At 39.7% G+C, this 18,459-nt stretch carries 16 protein-coding genes; all 16 read left to right on the forward strand.

What is annotated here, in order from left to right; translation table 11 throughout:
* The first annotated feature begins 3 nt into the window (after window positions 1-3).
* The 16 genes from ACRPLY_RS07325 to ACRPLY_RS07400 all read left to right on the forward strand — a co-directional run bounded on the left by ACRPLY_RS07325 (window position 4) and on the right by ACRPLY_RS07400 (window position 18,434).
* A complete protein-coding gene (locus ACRPLY_RS07325; protein WP_028411394.1) occupies window positions 4-1,248 on the forward strand; it encodes a M16 family metallopeptidase in 1,245 nt (414 codons plus the stop codon).
* A gap of 98 nt (window positions 1,249-1,346) precedes the next feature.
* On the forward strand, window positions 1,347-1,613 hold the full coding sequence (locus tag ACRPLY_RS07330) for a YlmC/YmxH family sporulation protein (RefSeq protein ID WP_013058827.1): 267 nt from the start codon (window positions 1,347-1,349) through the stop codon (window positions 1,611-1,613).
* A 188-nt stretch (window positions 1,614-1,801) separates the two neighbouring features.
* Entirely contained in the window at window positions 1,802-2,701 is a 900-nt protein-coding gene (dpaA, locus tag ACRPLY_RS07335) for a dipicolinic acid synthetase subunit A (protein ID WP_013058826.1), read from the forward strand.
* Entirely contained in the window at window positions 2,701-3,306 is a 606-nt protein-coding gene (locus tag ACRPLY_RS07340) for a dipicolinate synthase subunit B (RefSeq protein WP_013058825.1), read from the forward strand. The genes dpaA and ACRPLY_RS07340 overlap by 1 nt, the downstream gene beginning before the upstream one ends.
* Window positions 3,307-3,497: 191 nt before the next feature.
* Window positions 3,498-4,541 carry an aspartate-semialdehyde dehydrogenase gene (gene asd / locus ACRPLY_RS07345; protein WP_013058824.1) on the forward strand — a complete coding sequence of 348 codons (1,044 nt, stop codon included), beginning with the start codon at window positions 3,498-3,500 and terminating at the stop codon, window positions 4,539-4,541.
* Window positions 4,542-4,580: 39 nt separating this feature from the next.
* A complete protein-coding gene (gene dapG / locus ACRPLY_RS07350) occupies window positions 4,581-5,813 on the forward strand; it encodes an aspartate kinase (RefSeq protein ID WP_028411393.1) in 1,233 nt (410 codons plus the stop codon).
* 75 nt (window positions 5,814-5,888) lie between these two features.
* Entirely contained in the window at window positions 5,889-6,761 is an 873-nt protein-coding gene (gene dapA / locus ACRPLY_RS07355; RefSeq protein WP_013058822.1) for a 4-hydroxy-tetrahydrodipicolinate synthase, read from the forward strand.
* Window positions 6,762-6,955: 194 nt separating this feature from the next.
* Window positions 6,956-8,623, forward strand: coding sequence for a ribonuclease J (locus ACRPLY_RS07360; RefSeq protein ID WP_432231707.1), 1,668 nt, complete (start codon window positions 6,956-6,958; stop codon window positions 8,621-8,623).
* 105 nt (window positions 8,624-8,728) lie between these two features.
* Complete coding sequence (locus tag ACRPLY_RS07365; RefSeq protein WP_013058820.1) at window positions 8,729-9,481, forward strand: ClpP family protease; 753 nt, start codon at window positions 8,729-8,731, stop codon at window positions 9,479-9,481.
* Complete coding sequence (locus ACRPLY_RS07370; RefSeq protein WP_028411391.1) at window positions 9,478-9,687, forward strand: YlzJ-like family protein; 210 nt, start codon at window positions 9,478-9,480, stop codon at window positions 9,685-9,687. The genes ACRPLY_RS07365 and ACRPLY_RS07370 overlap by 4 nt, the downstream gene beginning before the upstream one ends.
* A 138-nt stretch (window positions 9,688-9,825) precedes the next feature.
* Window positions 9,826-12,183, forward strand: coding sequence for an FtsK/SpoIIIE family DNA translocase (locus ACRPLY_RS07375; protein ID WP_047749914.1), 2,358 nt, complete (start codon window positions 9,826-9,828; stop codon window positions 12,181-12,183).
* A gap of 640 nt (window positions 12,184-12,823) precedes the next feature.
* Window positions 12,824-13,549, forward strand: coding sequence for a GntR family transcriptional regulator (locus tag ACRPLY_RS07380; RefSeq protein ID WP_028411389.1), 726 nt, complete (start codon window positions 12,824-12,826; stop codon window positions 13,547-13,549).
* Window positions 13,550-13,682: 133 nt separating this feature from the next.
* A complete protein-coding gene (locus ACRPLY_RS07385; RefSeq protein ID WP_028411388.1) occupies window positions 13,683-14,771 on the forward strand; it encodes a BMP family lipoprotein in 1,089 nt (362 codons plus the stop codon).
* A 119-nt stretch (window positions 14,772-14,890) separates the two neighbouring features.
* Window positions 14,891-16,420: an ABC transporter ATP-binding protein gene (locus ACRPLY_RS07390; protein ID WP_028411387.1), complete on the forward strand. Its 1,530-nt coding sequence runs from the start codon at window positions 14,891-14,893 to the stop codon at window positions 16,418-16,420.
* Window positions 16,417-17,478, forward strand: coding sequence for an ABC transporter permease (locus tag ACRPLY_RS07395; protein ID WP_014458483.1), 1,062 nt, complete (start codon window positions 16,417-16,419; stop codon window positions 17,476-17,478). The genes ACRPLY_RS07390 and ACRPLY_RS07395 overlap by 4 nt, the downstream gene beginning before the upstream one ends.
* The gene (locus ACRPLY_RS07400; RefSeq protein WP_013084750.1) at window positions 17,475-18,434 is read left to right on the forward strand and encodes an ABC transporter permease; all 960 of its coding nucleotides are present in this window, start codon (window positions 17,475-17,477) and stop codon (window positions 18,432-18,434) included. The genes ACRPLY_RS07395 and ACRPLY_RS07400 overlap by 4 nt, the downstream gene beginning before the upstream one ends.
* Window positions 18,435-18,459: the final 25 nt, after the last annotated feature.

Consider the following 18,459-nt stretch of genomic DNA (forward strand, 5'->3'; position numbering starts at 1 on the left):
AGCTTGATAAAACGATATACGTGCAAAAATGGTGTAAGAATTGTATTGGAAAATATCCCAACTGTTCGATCTGTGGCCATTGGGGTATGGATCGGAACGGGTTCTCGAAGTGAACACCCTGAAATTAATGGTGTATCACATTTTCTTGAACATATGTTTTTTAAAGGAACAAAAACAAGATCTGCTCGTGAAATTGCAGAAAGCTTCGACCGCATTGGGGGACAAGTAAATGCATTCACTTCTAAAGAATACACGTGCTACTATGCAAAAGTATTAGACGAACACGCAGATCAAGCGCTAGATGTGCTGGCGGATATGTTCTTTAATTCTTCATTTGATGAAGAGGAATTAGCTCGTGAAAAAAATGTTGTATATGAAGAAATTAAAATGTATGAAGATACACCTGACGATATTGTACACGATCTATTAGGAAAAGCCGTATATGGCAATCATCCATTAGGGTATCCAATTTTAGGAACGGAAGATACGTTAAAAACATTTAACGGTGATTCGCTTCGTCAATATATGGAGCAAATGTATATTCCTGAAAACATCGTTATTTCAGTAGCTGGAAACATTGATGAGAGTTTTATACAACAGGTGGAAAACTATTTTGGTACATATACGTCAAGTCATTCCGCTCATCAATATGTTCAGCCTGAGTTCCATACAAATCATATTGCGCGCAAAAAAGAGACAGAACAAGCTCATCTTTGCCTTGGCTTTAAAGGTTTGCCAATCGGCGGAGAAGATGTATATAGCTTAATTGTATTAAACAACGTGCTTGGCGGAAGCATGAGCAGTCGTTTGTTCCAAGAAGTCCGTGAACAGCGCGGCTTGGCTTACTCTGTTTTCTCTTATCATTCTTCTTATCGAGACAGTGGTCTTGTAACGATTTATGGGGGAACTGGAAGCCATCAGCTCGACGTATTATATGATACGGTTCAAGAAACGCTTTATGATTTGAAAGACAAAGGTATTACAGATAAAGAACTTGCTAACAGCAAAGAGCAGCTGAAAGGAAACTTAATGCTGAGTCTTGAAAGTACAAATAGCCGTATGAGCAGAAACGGAAAAAATGAGTTAATGCTGGGCTATCACCGTTCATTAGATGAGATTTTAGACCTTGTTAATGCCGTGACTAAAGATAGTGTAAATGGTCTTGCACGAGATATTTTCAAAGACGAATTTGCGCTTTCATTAATAAGCCCGAGTGGAGATTTACCTAAGGGTTTTAAAGGAAATTAAACCATAAAAGTAAGGTTGGCTAAAATAATTGAGCCAGCCTTATTTTTATGTCATTTTTTGTATGGTTGTTCAATAAATTAGATGAAAGGAGGGATTTCATGAGATTAAGTGAGCTGAGTGGAAAAGAAATTGTAGATGTTAAGCGAGCAGAGCGTTTGGGTATTTTAGGGCAAACAGATCTTGAAATTAATGAACATACGGGACAAATTAATGCGCTTATTATTCCATCTGTGAAGTGGTTTGGATTTCGAAAACAAGGAGATGAAGTGCGAGTGCCGTGGGGGAATATCGAAAAAATTGGTACGGATATGGTGATTGTAAATGTTCATCAGCTAGAAGACATAAATAATGAGTCAACAAAATAACAAACGAGATGCTTCCTGCATCTCGTTTCTTTTATTTTCAGGGATAAAGATTCACCGATTCCTGTGTGTTTACATAGTATGTTGAAGAAAAGCAATAGGCATTCTAGGGCGTAATGATAGCACTTTACATCTCGATGGTTTAAGCGAAGGATACATCTATTTAATGTTAAAGAAGGTGAAAATGAAACATGTTAACGGATTTGCACATAGCTGTAATTGGCGGTGATGCTAGGCAGCTTGAAGTCATTCGAAAATTAATTCAATTAGATGCAAAAACCTCTCTTATTGGTTTTGATCAGCTAGATCATGGTTTTACAGGTGCGACGAAATATCAGATAGAGGAGCTGGATTTTTCAGATGTTGACGCCATCATCCTTCCAGTGCCTGGAACAAATCACGAAGGGCAAGTAGATACTATTTTTTCAAATGAAAAAGTAGTATTGACTGAAGAAATACTTAAAAAAACGCCTGAGCACTGCATTATTTATTCTGGTATTAGCAATGGGTATTTAAACGAATTAGTCAAAACGACAAACCGTAAACTCGTTCAGCTATTTGAGCGTGATGATGTAGCAATTTATAACTCTATTCCTACTGTTGAAGGTACCATCATGCTTGTTATTCAACATACGGATTTTACCATTCACGGTTCAAATATTTCTGTCCTAGGTTTAGGAAGAGTAGGAATGAGCGTGGCGAGGTCCTTTGCTGCACTTGGTGCCAATGTAAAAGTAGGAGCTAGAAAATCTGAACATTTAGCACGTATTGCTGAAATGGGTTTGCAGCCTTTCTATCTTTCTGAACTCGATAAAGAAATTGCTGATAGTGATATATGTATTAACACCATTCCATACCCCATCTTAACGGCTAAGACATTATCTAATGTCCCGACCCACGCGCTCATTATTGATTTAGCTTCAAAGCCTGGAGGAACCGATTTCCGCTATGCAGAAAAACGAGGAATTAAAGCTATTTTAGCACCTGGTCTTCCAGGGATTGTGGCTCCAAAAACAGCAGGTCAGATTGTCGCTAATGTATTAGTGAATTTATTAAAAGACGCTGCGGATGCGAGAGAGGAGAAAAAATAATGTCATTAAAAGGTAAAAGAATAGGATTCGGCTTGACCGGATCTCACTGTACGTATGATGCGGTTATGCCAGAAATTGAAAAGCTTGTTAATTTGGGAGCAGAAGTGTTACCGGTTGTTTCTTACACTGTACAATCCACAAATACTCGTTTTGGAGATGGAGAAGACTGGGTGAAGAAAATTGAGGAATTAACAGGTCACGCCGTCATCAATACAATTGTAAAAGCAGAGCCTCTAGGACCAAAGATTCCGCTTGATTGTATGGTAGTTGCCCCAATCACTGGGAATACGATGAGTAAGTTTGCGAATGCAATGACTGAATCTCCGGTACTCATGGCAGCTAAAGCAACGCTTCGTAATAATAAGCCAGTGGTACTGGGAATTTCGACTAATGACGCACTAGGGCTAAATGGTGTAAACTTAATGAGGCTAATGGCGACTAAAAATATTTATTTTATTCCATTTGGTCAAGATGACCCGGTGCTTAAACCAAATTCAATGGTAGCGCGTATGACGATGTTATCAGACACGGTGTACGCAGCGCTTGAAGATAAACAGATTCAGCCTGTTATTGTCGAAAGGTTCCGCGACGGTCAAGAGTCATAGGACATATATGCCTCTTGCTGTTGTATGAATCTGTTCAATACTGCGGCTGTAAGAGAACTCTCAATCTCAAAGAAGAGAAGATTTTAAAAATCTTCTCTTCTTTGACGCAATGAAGCATAATAATATGTTAAAATAGTCAGTATATGCAGATAAATGTTGAGTAGTTGAAAATTGTTGGAGGCGGTATTAAAATGACAAGAGAATTACATGTAGCAGTAGTAGGAGCAACAGGTGCAGTAGGACAACAAATGATTAAAACCCTACAGGAGCGTAATTTTCCAGTTGGTAAATTAACGTTATTATCTTCAGCTCGTTCAGCTGGTAAAAAAGTGTTGTTTAACGGAGAAGAAGTTGTTGTGCAAGAAGCAACTCCTGATAGCTTTGAAGGCGTAGACATTGCTTTATTCAGTGCAGGCGGCAGCATTTCAAAAGCACTTGCACCAGAGGCAGTAAAACGCGGAGCAATCGTTGTAGACAACACAAGCGCTTATCGAATGGATGAAAATGTCCCGTTAGTTGTGCCGGAAGTGAACGAAGATGCATTACACGCACATAACGGAATCATTGCTAATCCAAACTGCTCTACAATTCAAATGGTAGCAGCATTACAGCCATTACGCGAAACATACGGCTTATCTAAAGTGCTAGTATCAACGTATCAAGCCGTTTCTGGAGCAGGTGCTGCTGCAATTAATGAATTAAAAGAACAAGCTAAAGCTATTTTAGAAGAAAAAGAGTTTACACCGGAAATTTTACCGGTTGGTGGAGATAAAAAACATTATCAAATTGCTTTTAATGCCATTCCGCAAATTGATAAATTTCAAGATAACGGTTTTACATTTGAAGAAATGAAAATGATTAATGAAACGAAAAAAATTATGAGCATGCCTGAATTGCCAGTAGCTGCTACTTGTGTTCGTCTACCGGTTGTAACAGGTCATTCAGAGTCAGTGTACATTGAAATTGAAAAAGACGGTGTAACGGTAGCTGATGTGAAAAATTTATTGGCTGATGCACCTGGTATCGTATTGCAAGATGATCCAGAAAATCAAGTATATCCAATGCCAGCAGACTGTGTAGGTAAACGAGATGTGTTTGTCGGCCGTATTCGTAAAGATTTAGATCGCGATAACGGTTTCCATATGTGGATCGTTTCTGATAACTTGTTAAAAGGTGCAGCTTGGAATTCTGTACAAATTGCAGAATCACTTATTAAGCTTAGCTTAGTAAAATAAGCGCAACCAGAGTGTCTCGGAACATGATGAGGTGTAAGTATGAAAATAATCGTCCAAAAATTTGGAGGAACTTCCGTTCGTAACGAAGAAGGAAGAGCAAGAGCAATCTATCATTTAAATAATGCATTAAGTGAGGGTTACAAAGTAGTCGTTGTTGTATCGGCAATGGGACGAAAAGGTGAACCGTATGCAACGGATACATTGCTTTCACTTGTTGATGGAAATAAAGCGTCTCTTAACAAACGTGAGCTTGATATGCTTATGGCATGCGGAGAATTAATTTCATCGGTTGTATTTACAAATTTATTAAACGAAAATGGGATTAAAGCTACAGCATTAAACGGTGCACAGGCAGGGTTTGTGACGAATGATGATTTTACCAATGCCAAGATACTAGAAATGAAATGCGACCGTTTGTTAAAAGAATTAGAAGAATATGATGTCGTTGTCGTAACAGGCTTTCAAGGGGCAACTGCTGAAGGTGATACAACAACGCTTGGACGCGGAGGTAGCGATACATCTGCTTCAGCGTTAGGTGCAGCCCTTATGGCTGATTACATTGACATTTTCACGGATGTAGAAGGTGTGATGACAGCGGATCCGCGTATTGTAGAAGATGCAAGACCGCTATCCGTTGTCACATATAACGAAATATGCAACATGGCTTATCAAGGTGCAAAAGTAGTTCACCCACGTGCCGTAGAGATCGCCATGCAAGCAAAAGTACCGATGCGCGTCCGTTCCACGTATGCTGATTCAGAAGGTACGCTCGTTACATCTCAAGGTGAAGCACAGCAGCGTGGAAGCGATGTGCAAGAACGCCTTGTAACAGGAATCGCCCACGTATCCAACGTGACTCAAATTAAAGTTTTTAGTAAAGAAGGCCATTATGATACGCAAGCAGAGGTATTCAAAGCAATGGCACAAGAAAAAATCAGCGTAGATTTTATCAATATTTCACCGAAGGGTGTTGTATATACGGTAACAGATGAAGCAACTGACAAAGCAATTGATGTGCTTCATGCGCTAGGGTATGAGCCGGCTGTTATTCGCAACTGTGCCAAAGTATCAACGGTTGGAGCAGGAATTGCAGGGGTGCCTGGTGTTACATCTAAAATTGTTACAGCTCTTTCTAGCGAAGGTATTCAGATTTTACAATCTGCTGACAGCCATACGACGATTTGGGTGCTTGTAAAAGAAGAGGATTTAAAGAAAGCCGTTAATGCTCTTCATGGTGCCTTTGACTTGTCAAAAGCACCGCAAAAAAGATAAACTACATGTTCCGTTAGCTATAAGCTAACGGTTCATTACATGAATAGGGATAATGCAATTTCAAGGAGTGAAAACATGATTGATTTTGGGAAAGTCGCAACAGCGATGGTAACGCCTTTTGATCATAAAGGAAATATTGATTTTGAAAAAACAACGCAGCTTATTAACTATTTAATCAGCAACGGTTCAGATGCGTTGGTTATTGCAGGAACAACGGGTGAATCTCCTACGCTTTCAACAGAAGAAAAGCTGGCGCTGTTCCGCCACTCAGTAAAGGTAGTAGATGGCCGTGTACCTGTTGTTGCAGGTACAGGAAGCAATAATACGTATGCATCAATTGAATTAACGAAAAAGGCAGAAGAAATCGGCGTAGATGCGATTATGATTGTAGCACCTTATTATAACAAGCCGAATCAGGAAGGCTTATATCAGCACTTTAAAACAATTGCTGAAAGTACAGAGCTGCCTGTCATGTTATACAATATTCCAGGGCGATCCGTGATCAATATGTCTGTGGATACAATTGTACGCCTAGCTGAACTGCCAAATGTTGTAGCGTTAAAAGATGCAAGCGGCGACCTTGACGCAATGACAGCTATTATCGCACAAACAAGCGATGATTTTGCTTTATACAGCGGTGATGATGGCTTAACACTGCCGGTATTAGCAATTGGAGGAACTGGGATTATTTCTGTTGCCTCTCACGTTATTGGAAATGAAATGCAAGAGATGGTTAAGTTGTATGAGTCAGGAAATCCGAAAGAAGCAGCAAAAATTCATCAGCGTATTGTACCTGTGATGAAATCTCTTTTTGCGGCTCCAAGTCCAACGCCTGTTAAAACAGCTTTACAGCTAAAAGGGTTAGACGTAGGATCGGTACGATTACCTTTAGTTCCGTTAACGGAAGAAGAACGCCAAACGTTAGTCAGCACATTAAATACGCTATAAGCTATAAGTATGTTTTTTAAACGTCTCTTCATTGACCGTATATACGAGTTGATGAAGAGACGTTTTTTTCTTATAAGATAATAGAAGAGCACATGACGGAAATAGACGAATGAAATTTCTTGTATTCCAATTCTTACTTCAGTTATAATGTAAGCAAATGAAATTGTACGGGTGAAAGTAAGTAGGAGGAACTTATGGTACTAGAAAAGACAGAAAATATTAAAATTTCAGCCTTGGGTGGAGTCGGAGAACTTGGAAAAAACATGTATGTGGTGGAAATCAATGAAAACATATATGTGTTAGATGCAGGGTCAAAGTTTCCGGGAGGGGAAATGTTAGGAATTGATATTGTCATTCCTGACATTACATATTTAGTAGAAAATCAGCAGAACGTAAAAGGCATTTTTGTTACTCATGGACATGAAGAGCAAATTGGGGCTATTCCCTTTATACTTCAAAAATTGGACGTGCCGGTATATGGTACAGAATTAACGCTAGCACTTATCAAAGAAAAGTTAAAAGAGTATGGAATTAAAAAATATGAGGCTTTACATCCTATCACTTCGTCAACGGTTTTATCGTTTGAAGGAGTGGATATTTCATTTTTTAGAACGCAGCACAGTATACAAGATTCAGTCGGCATTTGTTTACAAACCAATCAAGGTGCGATTGTATATACAGGTGATTTTAAATTTGATCAAAACTCAGTCAGCATTCAAAGCGCTGATATTGGAAAAATGGCTGCCATTGGGGAAAAAGGCGTCCTGTGTTTGCTTTCAGACAGTACAAATGCGGATAAGCCAGGCTATACAGTTTCCGAGGCCGTCATCGGACAAAATATTACCGACGCTTTTTATGAAAGCAAAGGTCGAATCATTGTTGCTGCATACAGTTCCAATCTGCACCGTATTCAGCAAGTTATTCATGCCGCATATCAGCATGGCCGTAACCTGATCGTTATGGAAAAGAGTATGCTGAAAATCATTGATATTACAGCAAAACTTGGACATTTGCAGCTGCCTGAGGATTTAATTGTTCCTGTGCAAAAGCTAAAGGATCTTTCAGAACATGAAACGGTTATTTTAACAACAGGTCATCACGGAGAGCCGATTTCAGGTCTTACTCGAATGGCTAAACAGTCCCATAAATTTATTCAAATCAAACAAGATGACACGGTCCTGCTGGCTGCTACACCCGTGGCGGGGCACGAAACGACCTTTTCAAAAACAATTGACGTCATCTTTCGTTTAGGAGCAAGCGTAGTGTTTGCTCAGAAGAAAGTACAGGCTTCCGGACACGGCAGTCAAGAAGAATTAAAATTTATGATTAACTTAACAAAGCCGAAATATATCATGCCTGTGAATGGAGAGTATCGAAAACAAAAAGCTTATGCAAAGCTAGCCGGTCAATTAGAAATATCAGAAGATCATATTTGTTTGCTTGAAAAAGGTGAGCGAGTTGAGTTTAAAGATGCTCGCATGTACCCTAGCGGTTCTATTCAAGCGGGAAATACGCTCATTGATGGACTAGGCGTCGGCGATATTGGGAATATCGTTCTGAGGGATCGCAGGCTGCTGTCACAGGACGGAATCTTAACGGTAGTAGTTACGATTAATAAACGTCAAAAAACAGTAGTAGCGGGGCCAGAAATCATCTCCCGCGGATTCGTCTATGTAAGAGAATCAGAAAAGCTTTTAGAAGAGGCAACGAAGATTGTTCAGCAAATTTTAGAAAAGTGTATGGAAGACAAAGTGATCGAATGGTCTTCATTAAAATTAAAAATGAGAGAAAGTTTAAATCAATTTTTATATGAAAAAACCCGTCGTAAACCGATGATTTTACCGATTATCATGGAAATCTAATGTGAAGCCTTCCCGCTGGGAAGGCTTTTTATTTGCAGCTGATGCGGATGTAATAACTATGAGAAGCTCATACTACTACTATCAATAAGTGAAAGGAGCTAGAATATGTTTGAAAATAACGAAAGATTACATTCTGATGAAGCGCCTCAGCAGCCTAATAAAAATGAAGAAAGCAAGGGCGGAATATTAGATAAAATTCAACAATTGGGACAGACCAACGTGGCTCAGCTTCCTCAGGATTCTAATATTCACTGTTTAACGATTGTAGGACAAATCGAAGGGCACATGCAGCTGCCTCCTCAAAATAAAACGACAAAATATGAGCATGTCATCCCGCAAATTGTGGCGATTGAACAAAATCCAAAAATTGAAGGATTGCTTATTATTTTGAATACAGTAGGTGGAGATGTAGAAGCAGGTCTTGCCATTGCGGAAATGATTGCTTCGTTATCCAAGCCTTCTGTGTCCATTGTGCTAGGAGGCGGACATTCAATCGGTGTTCCAATTGCGGTTTCAACTGATTATTCGTATATTGCCGGTACAGCGACCATGACCATTCATCCCATTCGCTTAACGGGTCTTGTTATTGGTGTACCGCAAACATTCGAATACTTAGATAAAATGCAAGAGCGCGTGATTAACTTTGTGAGAGAACACTCTCATATTTCAGAAGAAAAGTTTAAAGAACTTATGTTTTCAAAAGGGAACTTAACGCGTGATATCGGGACAAATGTAGTTGGCGGAGATGCTGTTTCATACGGGTTAATTAACGAAGTAGGCGGAGTTGCTCAAGCAATCAAAAAATTGAATGAACTGATTGAGCAAGGACGTCAGAATGAGGAGCAGCTGCTGCAATGATTTTATATACAATGATGCCACAAGAACTGATTTTTCAGCAGTCTTATCATCAAGAACAATCTCAGCCAAAGCTTATTAATCATAATGGAATCCCGGTTATCGTTGAAGAAAATGAACAAAAACAACAGCAAATTGTGAGGGTTTTAAGCACGAATCCTCAAGATTATTTGAATGAAAATTATTATCCTGGTCAAATTTTGTCGTAAGGATTTCAGTATAATTATGGTGAATATGGTATAATGAATATGACGAAGAAGGCAGCCGCTGTATTGGCTGCTTTTTTATTCAACTGATAAAAGAAACAAAATCAACATAGGGTGTTGGACGTTGATTGGAGTGGAAAAATGGCAAAGAAAAAACGAAGAGGTCAAATAAAAAAGGATGAATGGAAACGCATATTGCGCTTTGAGCTTATTGGCTTATTTTTATTAGCGTTAACGTTAATTGCCATGGCAGGACTCGGTGCTGTAGGACAGGCTCTTGTACTCGTGGTCCGCTTATTTATTGGCGAATGGTATATGCTGTGTTTAATCGGAATGGTTATTCTATCTGTTTATATTATTTGGAAAAGAGAAATGCCTCCTTTAGTGACGCGGCAGCTTATCGGTACATACCTCATTATTTTATCTATTTTACTGTTTAGTCACGTGACGTTATTTGAAAATTTATCGAAAAACGGAACGTTTACAGATCCATCTGTCATTATGAATACGTGGGATTTGTATATGCTCGAAGCAACGGGACAATCGAATCACAGTGATTTAGGGGGAGGGATGATAGGAGCTATTATGTTTGCCATGTTCTACTATCTGTTTGATAGCTTAGGAACAGAACTTATCGCTGCCTTGCTTATTGTGATTGGGGTACTGCTCATTACCGGACGTTCGCTTCACGAAACGGTATTAAAACTTCTGTCACCTCTAGTTAATTTTTTAACAACGGAGTTAAAAGAAGGCTGGCAAGATATTCAGACGTGGAAACATAAGAAGAAAAAAGCCCCTAAAACAACAAAAAAGAGACGCCAAGAAAAAGCTGTTCAAGAACCTGAAGAAAGCGTGGAAATAGAAGTGGAAGCACCTTCGCCTCCAATTATTGAACACTTTGATTATGGAGAGGAAGAGTCTAGTCAATCTCCTGCTGCTCCTATAGCTCCGGTGCCTCCGGTTATGGAATCGAAGCCTGTAGCTGCTGCACCGCAACAGCCAAGGCCGCAAAAGGAACAGGAAGAAGAAAAAGCTCCTATGATTACCTTTACTGAAACGGAAAATAAAGAGTATGAGCTTCCTCCTATCAAGCTATTGACGATGCCAAAGAAAAGTAACCAGGCAAAAGAGCATAAAAACATTTATAAAAATGCCGAAAAGCTTGAAAAAACGTTTCAAAGTTTCGGCGTAAAAGCAAAAGTGGCAAAAGTTCACCTTGGACCAGCTGTTACAAAATATGAAGTATATCCTGATGTAGGAGTAAAAGTAAGTAAGATTGTCAATTTAAGTGATGATTTAGCACTTGCATTAGCTGCCAAAGATATTCGGATTGAAGCTCCAATTCCCGGGAAATCAGCGGTAGGAATTGAAGTGCCGAACGAAGAAGTAGCGATGGTTTCACTTAGAGAAGTACTTGAAGCGACTGAAAATAACCGACCTGATAAAAAGCTATTAGTTGGTTTAGGAAGAGATATTTCAGGCGAAGCTGTGCTAGCAGAGCTTAATAAAATGCCTCATATGCTTGTAGCAGGGGCAACAGGAAGCGGAAAAAGTGTGTGTATCAACGGTATTATTATTAGTATTTTAATGAGAACAAAGCCTCATGAAGTAAAATTAATGATGATTGACCCTAAAATGGTTGAGTTGAATATGTACAATGGTATTCCCCATTTATTGGCTCCTGTCGTAACAGATCCGAAAAAAGCTTCTCAAGCATTAAAGAAAGTTGTAAGTGAGATGGAGCGACGTTATGAGTTGTTCTCACACAGCGGAACAAGAAACATTGAAGGATATAACGATTTAGTAAAACGTATGAATGATGATGGAGACGCCGATGCAAAACAGCCGACTCTTCCTTATATTGTGGTGATTGTTGATGAGTTGGCTGACTTGATGATGGTTGCTTCATCTGACGTCGAAGATTCGATCACACGTCTTGCTCAAATGGCTCGTGCTGCCGGCATTCATTTGATTATTGCTACACAGCGACCATCAGTAGATGTTATTACTGGAGTTATTAAAGCAAACATTCCTTCCCGAATCGCTTTTAGTGTATCTTCACAAACTGACTCTCGTACGATCCTAGATATGGGAGGAGCTGAGAAGCTTCTAGGAAGAGGAGATATGCTGTTCATGCCTGTTGGAGCTTCAAAACCTGTGCGTGTGCAAGGTGCCTTTTTATCAGATGAAGAAGTAGAAGAGATTGTTGATTTTGTAATTGCACAGCAAAAAGCACAGTATCAAGAAGAAATGATTCCAACAGATGCCCCTGAACAAGTCGATGATTTTGCAGATGAGCTATATGACGAAGCGGTTCAGCTTGTGGCAGAAATGCAAACAGCTTCTGTTTCTATGCTGCAGCGACGCTTTCGAATTGGCTATAACCGGGCTGCACGCTTAATCGATGCGATGGAAGATCGTGGAGTGGTTGGGCCTTACGAAGGAAGTAAGCCGCGTTCGGTGCTGATTTCTCAGCAAAATGAAGATGTTGGATCTTAATAAGGTTATTAAAAAAGATGGAGCTGGGACAAAAGTATTTTAGCCTAAGTGAAAAACGAATCACTAATCAACATGTCTGATTAGCGGTTCGTTTTTTTTGTTAGGGTGAATATAGGTTTCATCCGTTTCGTTCCTTCTAGAAGTTGACTGAAAGACAAGGTGAAGACTCCTGCGGGAAAAGCGTAAGCGACGAGGAGGCCCATCGCCCGCCCGTGGAAACCGAAGTCTTGCACGGAAATCAACTGCGGTGTCGCAAGCGTTTCAGCTCATGTATCTTATTTGATTGTCTTTAGATTGGATTCATTTAGTTATGTCTCAACCTCATTTTTTTATGGAAGAAGAGACGGTAAGAATAGTATTATACAAAAATATGTCATGCTAAATAAATAAAATAAAAACGAATATTAAAAAATTTAATGACTAAAATGTTTGGGTTTTATCTAATATTAGAAGAAAAGTAGGTTGTTAGGTATGCTGACATTAAAAAATAACAAAAATTCATTTTTTTTAAAAAATATTAAAAATTTTAACAAAAAATTAATATAACCTATTTATTTATCTGTCGAAAAATGATATATTATTTTCGATTAAGTAGTCGAACATCAGAGGTCTGATGACTTTTTAATATGGAGGAAGAGTGATGTCTATACGTGCGGATAATCGGCACTTGTATTTACAAGTGATTGATAAAATTAAACAAAATATAGAAAAAGGAATTTTTAAAGAAAAGGAAAGACTCCCTTCAGAGTTTGATTTATCAAAGCAGCTAGGGGTTAGCCGCGCAACGCTACGTGAGGCACTTCGCATATTAGAAGAAGAGAATATTATTGTTCGCAGACACGGCGTGGGAACATTTGTCAACACGAAGCCTACTTTTTTGTCAGGGATTGAGCAATTAAATAGTATAACACATATGATTGAACAAGCTGGTATGAAGGCCGGAACAATCTTCTTATCTTCTCAAATACAAGAGTTGTCTGAAAATGATTTAACACGTTTTGCTTGCGGGGAAGACGAACAGATTTTATTTGTTGAACGGGTGAGAACGGCAAACGGAGAGCCTGTTGTATATTGCATGGACAAGGTTCCTCAAAAAATATTGCCTGAAAATTTCGAATATAAACAGGAATCTTTGCTAGAAATTCTTGAAAAACAAGCAGGAAAGCACATTTCATACGCCGTGGCAAATATTGAGCCTCTAGGCTATCATGAAAAAGTTTCTCCTATTTTACAATGCGAGCCAGAAACCGCTTTGCTTGTGCTGAAACAAATGCATTATGACCAGTATGATGAACCCATTTTATATTCCATCAATTATTTTAAAGCAGATCAATTTAGTTTCCAAGTACTGCGTAAACGCGTCTAGTTTTTTTATGGTTAAATGTCAGAAAATTTACAACTATTTAACATTGTCCTTTTAAGGAGGTGTCAAATGTAGGTCACAGGGACGAAATAGAAAATTGGCTTTATACTTTTAAAACTATTCAGGGGGTTAAAACATGTTAAAACGTAAAACGGGACTTGCATTATCACTAGTATTAGCGGCAGGAACACTTTTAAGCGCGTGTGGCTCAAACGACGCAGATAAGAGCAGCGGAGATAAAAAAGCAGCGGATTTTAAAGTGGGAATGGTAACAGATACGGGCGGGGTAGATGATAAATCGTTTAACCAATCTGCTTGGGAAGGTCTAACAAAGTTTGGGAAAGACAACGGACTTGATGAAGGGACTGGATACAAATATTTGCAGTCTACAAAAGCATCTGAATACGAGAGCAACCTTTCTAAATTTGCTGAGAGTGGCTATAACTTGACGTATGGAATTGGCTTTTTGTTAAAAGAAGACATTAAAAAAGCAGCGAAGCAGTATCCAGATGCTAACTTTGCATTAGTAGACGATACGCTAAAGTCAGAAAACTTAGATAACGTGGCAAGCATTCTATTTAAAGAAGAGCAGGGCTCTTTCTTAGTAGGTGTAGTGGCAGCGAAACAAACGAAAACGAACAAAATCGGCTTTATCGGAGGCGTTGAATCTCCATTAATCAAGAAGTTTGAAAACGGATTTAAAGCAGGTGTTAAATCTGTAAACCCAGACGCTGAAGTTATTTCTCAATACGCGGAAAGTTTTAACTCTCCAGAAAAAGGCTCAGCTATCGCTTCTACCATTTACAGCAAAGGCGCTGATATTATTTATCAAGCGGCTGGCGGTACTGGAAACGGCGTATTTACAGAAGCTAAAAACCGTTCAAAAGGCGGTAAAGACAAAAAGGTTTGGGTAATTGGAGTTGACCGCGATCAGCATGAAGAAGGTATGCCTGAAAACGTAACGTTAACTTCGATGGTAAAACGCGTTGACCTGGCTGTAGAAGATGTTGCAAAACAAGCAATGGACGACAAATTCCCAGGCGGTAAAGAGGTTGTGTTTGGCTTAAAAGAAGACGGAGTGGGAATTGCTCCATCACAAGATAATGTAAGCAAAGATGCGTTAAAAGCAGTTGATGAGTATAAGCAAAAAATTCTAGACGGTGACATTACAGTGCCTCAAACGGATAAAGAATTTAAAGAGTTTGAAAAAACGCTTAAAAAATAAGCTGATATCTGTTAAGCAATGATTATATGAGTATAAAAGGCTAGTGAAAACTAGCCTTTTTCATAGCCAAAAAACGGAAGACAGAATCCTGTAGCAGGCAGGAATAGGGAGTGAAAGTAGTGGAATATGTTATTGAAATGCTAGATATTCGCAAAGAGTTTCCCGGTATTGTCGCTAATGACAATATTACACTCCAAGTGAAAAAGGGAGAAATTCATGCTTTGTTAGGAGAAAATGGTGCAGGTAAGTCAACGCTGATGAACGTTTTATTTGGGCTTTATCAGCCTGAAAAAGGGCAGATTCGTGTAAACGGCCAAGAAGTCAAAATCACGGACCCTAACGTAGCGAATGACTTAGGAATTGGAATGGTTCATCAGCATTTTATGCTTGTTCAAAACTTTACAGTCACAGAAAATATTATTCTTGGGAACGAACCGACGCGAACGGGGAAAATCAATATTAAAAAAGCAGCTCAAGATATTCAAGAGCTTTCAAATCAATATGGATTATCGGTAGATCCATATGCGAAGATTCAAGATATCTCAGTTGGCATGCAGCAGCGAGTGGAAATTTTAAAGACGCTTTACAGAGGAGCCGACATTCTTATTTTTGATGAACCTACTGCCGCCTTAACACCTCAGGAAATTACGGAATTAATTCAAATTATGAAAAAATTAATTCAAGAAGGAAAGTCGATTATTTTAATTACGCATAAATTAAAAGAAATTATGTCAGTGTGTGACCGCTGTACAATTATTCGAAAAGGTGTCGGGGTTGGTACGGTAAATGTGCAAGAGACCAACCCTGATGAACTTGCTGCTTTAATGGTAGGAAGAGAAGTACATTTTAAAACTGAAAAGAAAACAGCGACTCCAAAAGAAGCTGTGTTAACAATAAAAGAATTAGTAGTAGAAGACAGCCGAGGAGTAGAGGCTGTAAGTTCACTTGATCTAAGCGTTCGAGCAGGCGAAATTGTAGGCATCGCGGGTGTGGATGGAAATGGCCAAACAGAGCTGATTGAGGCAATTACGGGTCTAAGAAAAATAAAGTCGGGCTCGGTCACGTTAAAAAATCAAGAGTTGTCTACGTTATCCACGCGTAAAATTACGGAGTCAGGAGTAGGACATATTCCGCAGGATCGCCATAAGCACGGGCTTGTATTAGATTATACAATTGGTGAAAATATCGGTCTTCAAACGTATTATCAAAAGCCGATGTCTAAATCAGGTATTTTGAATTATAAAGAGCTGTATAAAAAAGCAAAAGAGTTAATTGCAGAATATGATGTGCGAACCCCTAGTGAATATACGCAAGCGCGATCGCTATCGGGCGGAAATCAGCAAAAAGCCATTATTGCCCGTGAAGTAGACCGCAGTCCGGAACTATTAATTGCAGCTCAGCCAACGAGGGGGCTGGATGTAGGAGCCATTGAATTTATTCATAAAAAGCTGATTGAAGAACGAGATAAAGGACGGGCAGTGCTGCTCGTTTCGCTAGAACTAGATGAAGTAATGAATCTAAGCGATCGCATTGCGGTTATTTATGAAGGGAAAATAGTTGACATTGTAGATCCAAAAGAAACGAATGAACAAGAGTTAGGTCTATTAATGGCAGGCGGTACGCGTGAGAAAGCGGGTGGAACAGCATGAATAAACTTGTGAAAAATGAACGTGTAATGATGATTTTGATCCCTGTTGTATCGGCCATATTAGGACTCATTGCCGGAGCGGTTATTATGTTACTAGGCGGCTATGATCCAATGCTTGGCTATCAATCTCTTTTTGACGGGATGTTTGGAACGCCAAAAGCCATTGGAGAAACGATTCGTGCCATGACGCCTCTTGCTCTGGCCGGTATTGCGGTTGCGTTTGCTTATAAAACCGGTCTCTTTAACATTGGAGTAGAAGGACAGCTTTTGGTTGGCTGGTTGGCTTCAGTATGGGTTGGGTATGCGTTTGATTTACCAGCAGTCATTCATATTCCTTTAGCTGTATTAGCAGCAGCTGCAGCTGGAGCAGTTTGGGCGTTTATTCCAGGATTTTTAAAAGCAAAATTTCATGTTCATGAAGTAATTGTTTCCATCATGATGAACTATATTGCTCTTTACACCACGAGCAGTTTAATCCGTACGTATTTATACGCGGGTAATGAAAAATCGTATGATATTAAAGAATCGGCATCTTTAGCATCAAGCTTTTTAGCACAGTTAACCAATAACTCCCGCCTTCATTACGGCATTCTTATTACCATCGCTGCAGCCGTCGTAATGTGGTTTATTTTGAATAAAACAGCTAAGGGATTCGAGCTAAGAGCCGTTGGTTTTAATCAGCATGCTTCACAGTATGCAGGAATGAATGTAGGCCGAAACATTGTGTTATCCATGGCTATTTCAGGCGCTTTTGCCGGGCTTGCCGGAGCTATGGAAGGGCTTGGAACATTTCAATATATGGGCACATTCACTGCGTTTACGGGTACGGGATTTGACGGTATCGCCGTAGCCCTTTTAGGAGCTAACAGCGCAATTGGAATTTTATTAGCTTCATTCTTTTTCGGAGGACTGCAAACTGCGGCTCCTCAAATGAACTTTATGACAGGCGTACCGTCTGAATTAATTCAAATTGTCATTGCGCTTATTATCTTTTTTGTTGCATCTAGTTATTTAATTCGCTGGGTGCTTGGCCGTGCAGGCAAGGGGGGAGCAAAATGAACTTCTTAGAGGTGTTAGCCATTATTATTCCAGCGGCGCTTTATTCAGCTGCACCGCTTATCTTTACCGCGCTCGGAGGGATATTTAGTGAACGTTCCGGGGTCGTGAACATTGGATTAGAAGGGCTGATGATGTTTGGCGCGTTCACAGGTATTGTTTCAACCCTTTTACTTCAGGATTCATTAGGTGCTTGGGCCCCGTGGGTAGCAATAGTAATTGCGGCTGTTGTTTGCGCTGTGTTCTCACTGATTCATGCTGTTGCAAGCATTACATTAAAAGCAGATCAAACTGTAAGTGGTGTAGCCCTGAATTTTCTAGCTGCGGGTCTTTCAATCTTTTTAATCAAAAAGATTTTTGGGAAAGGACAAACAGATTTTATTCAATTCCGTATCGATAAAGTAAGTATTCCAGGTTTATCAGACATTCCAGTAATCGGTAAAATTCTGTTTTCGAACGTTCCTATTACGTCTTATATTGCGATTGCGCTAGCTTTTGCTGTATGGTACATCATTTATAAAACGCCGTTTGGTCTCCGTCTTCGTTCAGTTGGTGAACACCCAATGGCAGCAGACACGATGGGGATCAAAGTTGTGAGAATGCGTTACGTTGGCGTTATGATTTCCGGCATGTTCGCTGGAATCGGCGGAGCGGTGTATGCCACGTCTATCGCTACAAACTTTGCAGCGGGTACGATTGCTGGACAAGGGTTCCTTGCTATTGCGGCCATGATTTTCGGGAAGTGGCATCCTATTGGTGCTTTAGGTGCAGCCATGTTTTTCGGATTAGCACAGTCTTTGAGTATCACTGGAGCTCAGATTCCGGTTATTCAAGATATCCCATCCGTCCTTTTAACCATTGCACCGTACGTATTAACAATCTTAGCGCTTACTGGTTTTGTAGGACGTGCTGAGGCTCCTAAAGCGCTGGGCGTTCCTTATGAAAAAGGCCGCCGCTAATAAATCCTCTATACGAGGTCTAACA

The sequence above is a fragment of the Priestia sp. TGN 0903 genome, from assembly GCF_050846855.1.
GTDB classification, from domain to species: domain Bacteria; phylum Bacillota; class Bacilli; order Bacillales; family Bacillaceae_H; genus Priestia; species Priestia zanthoxyli.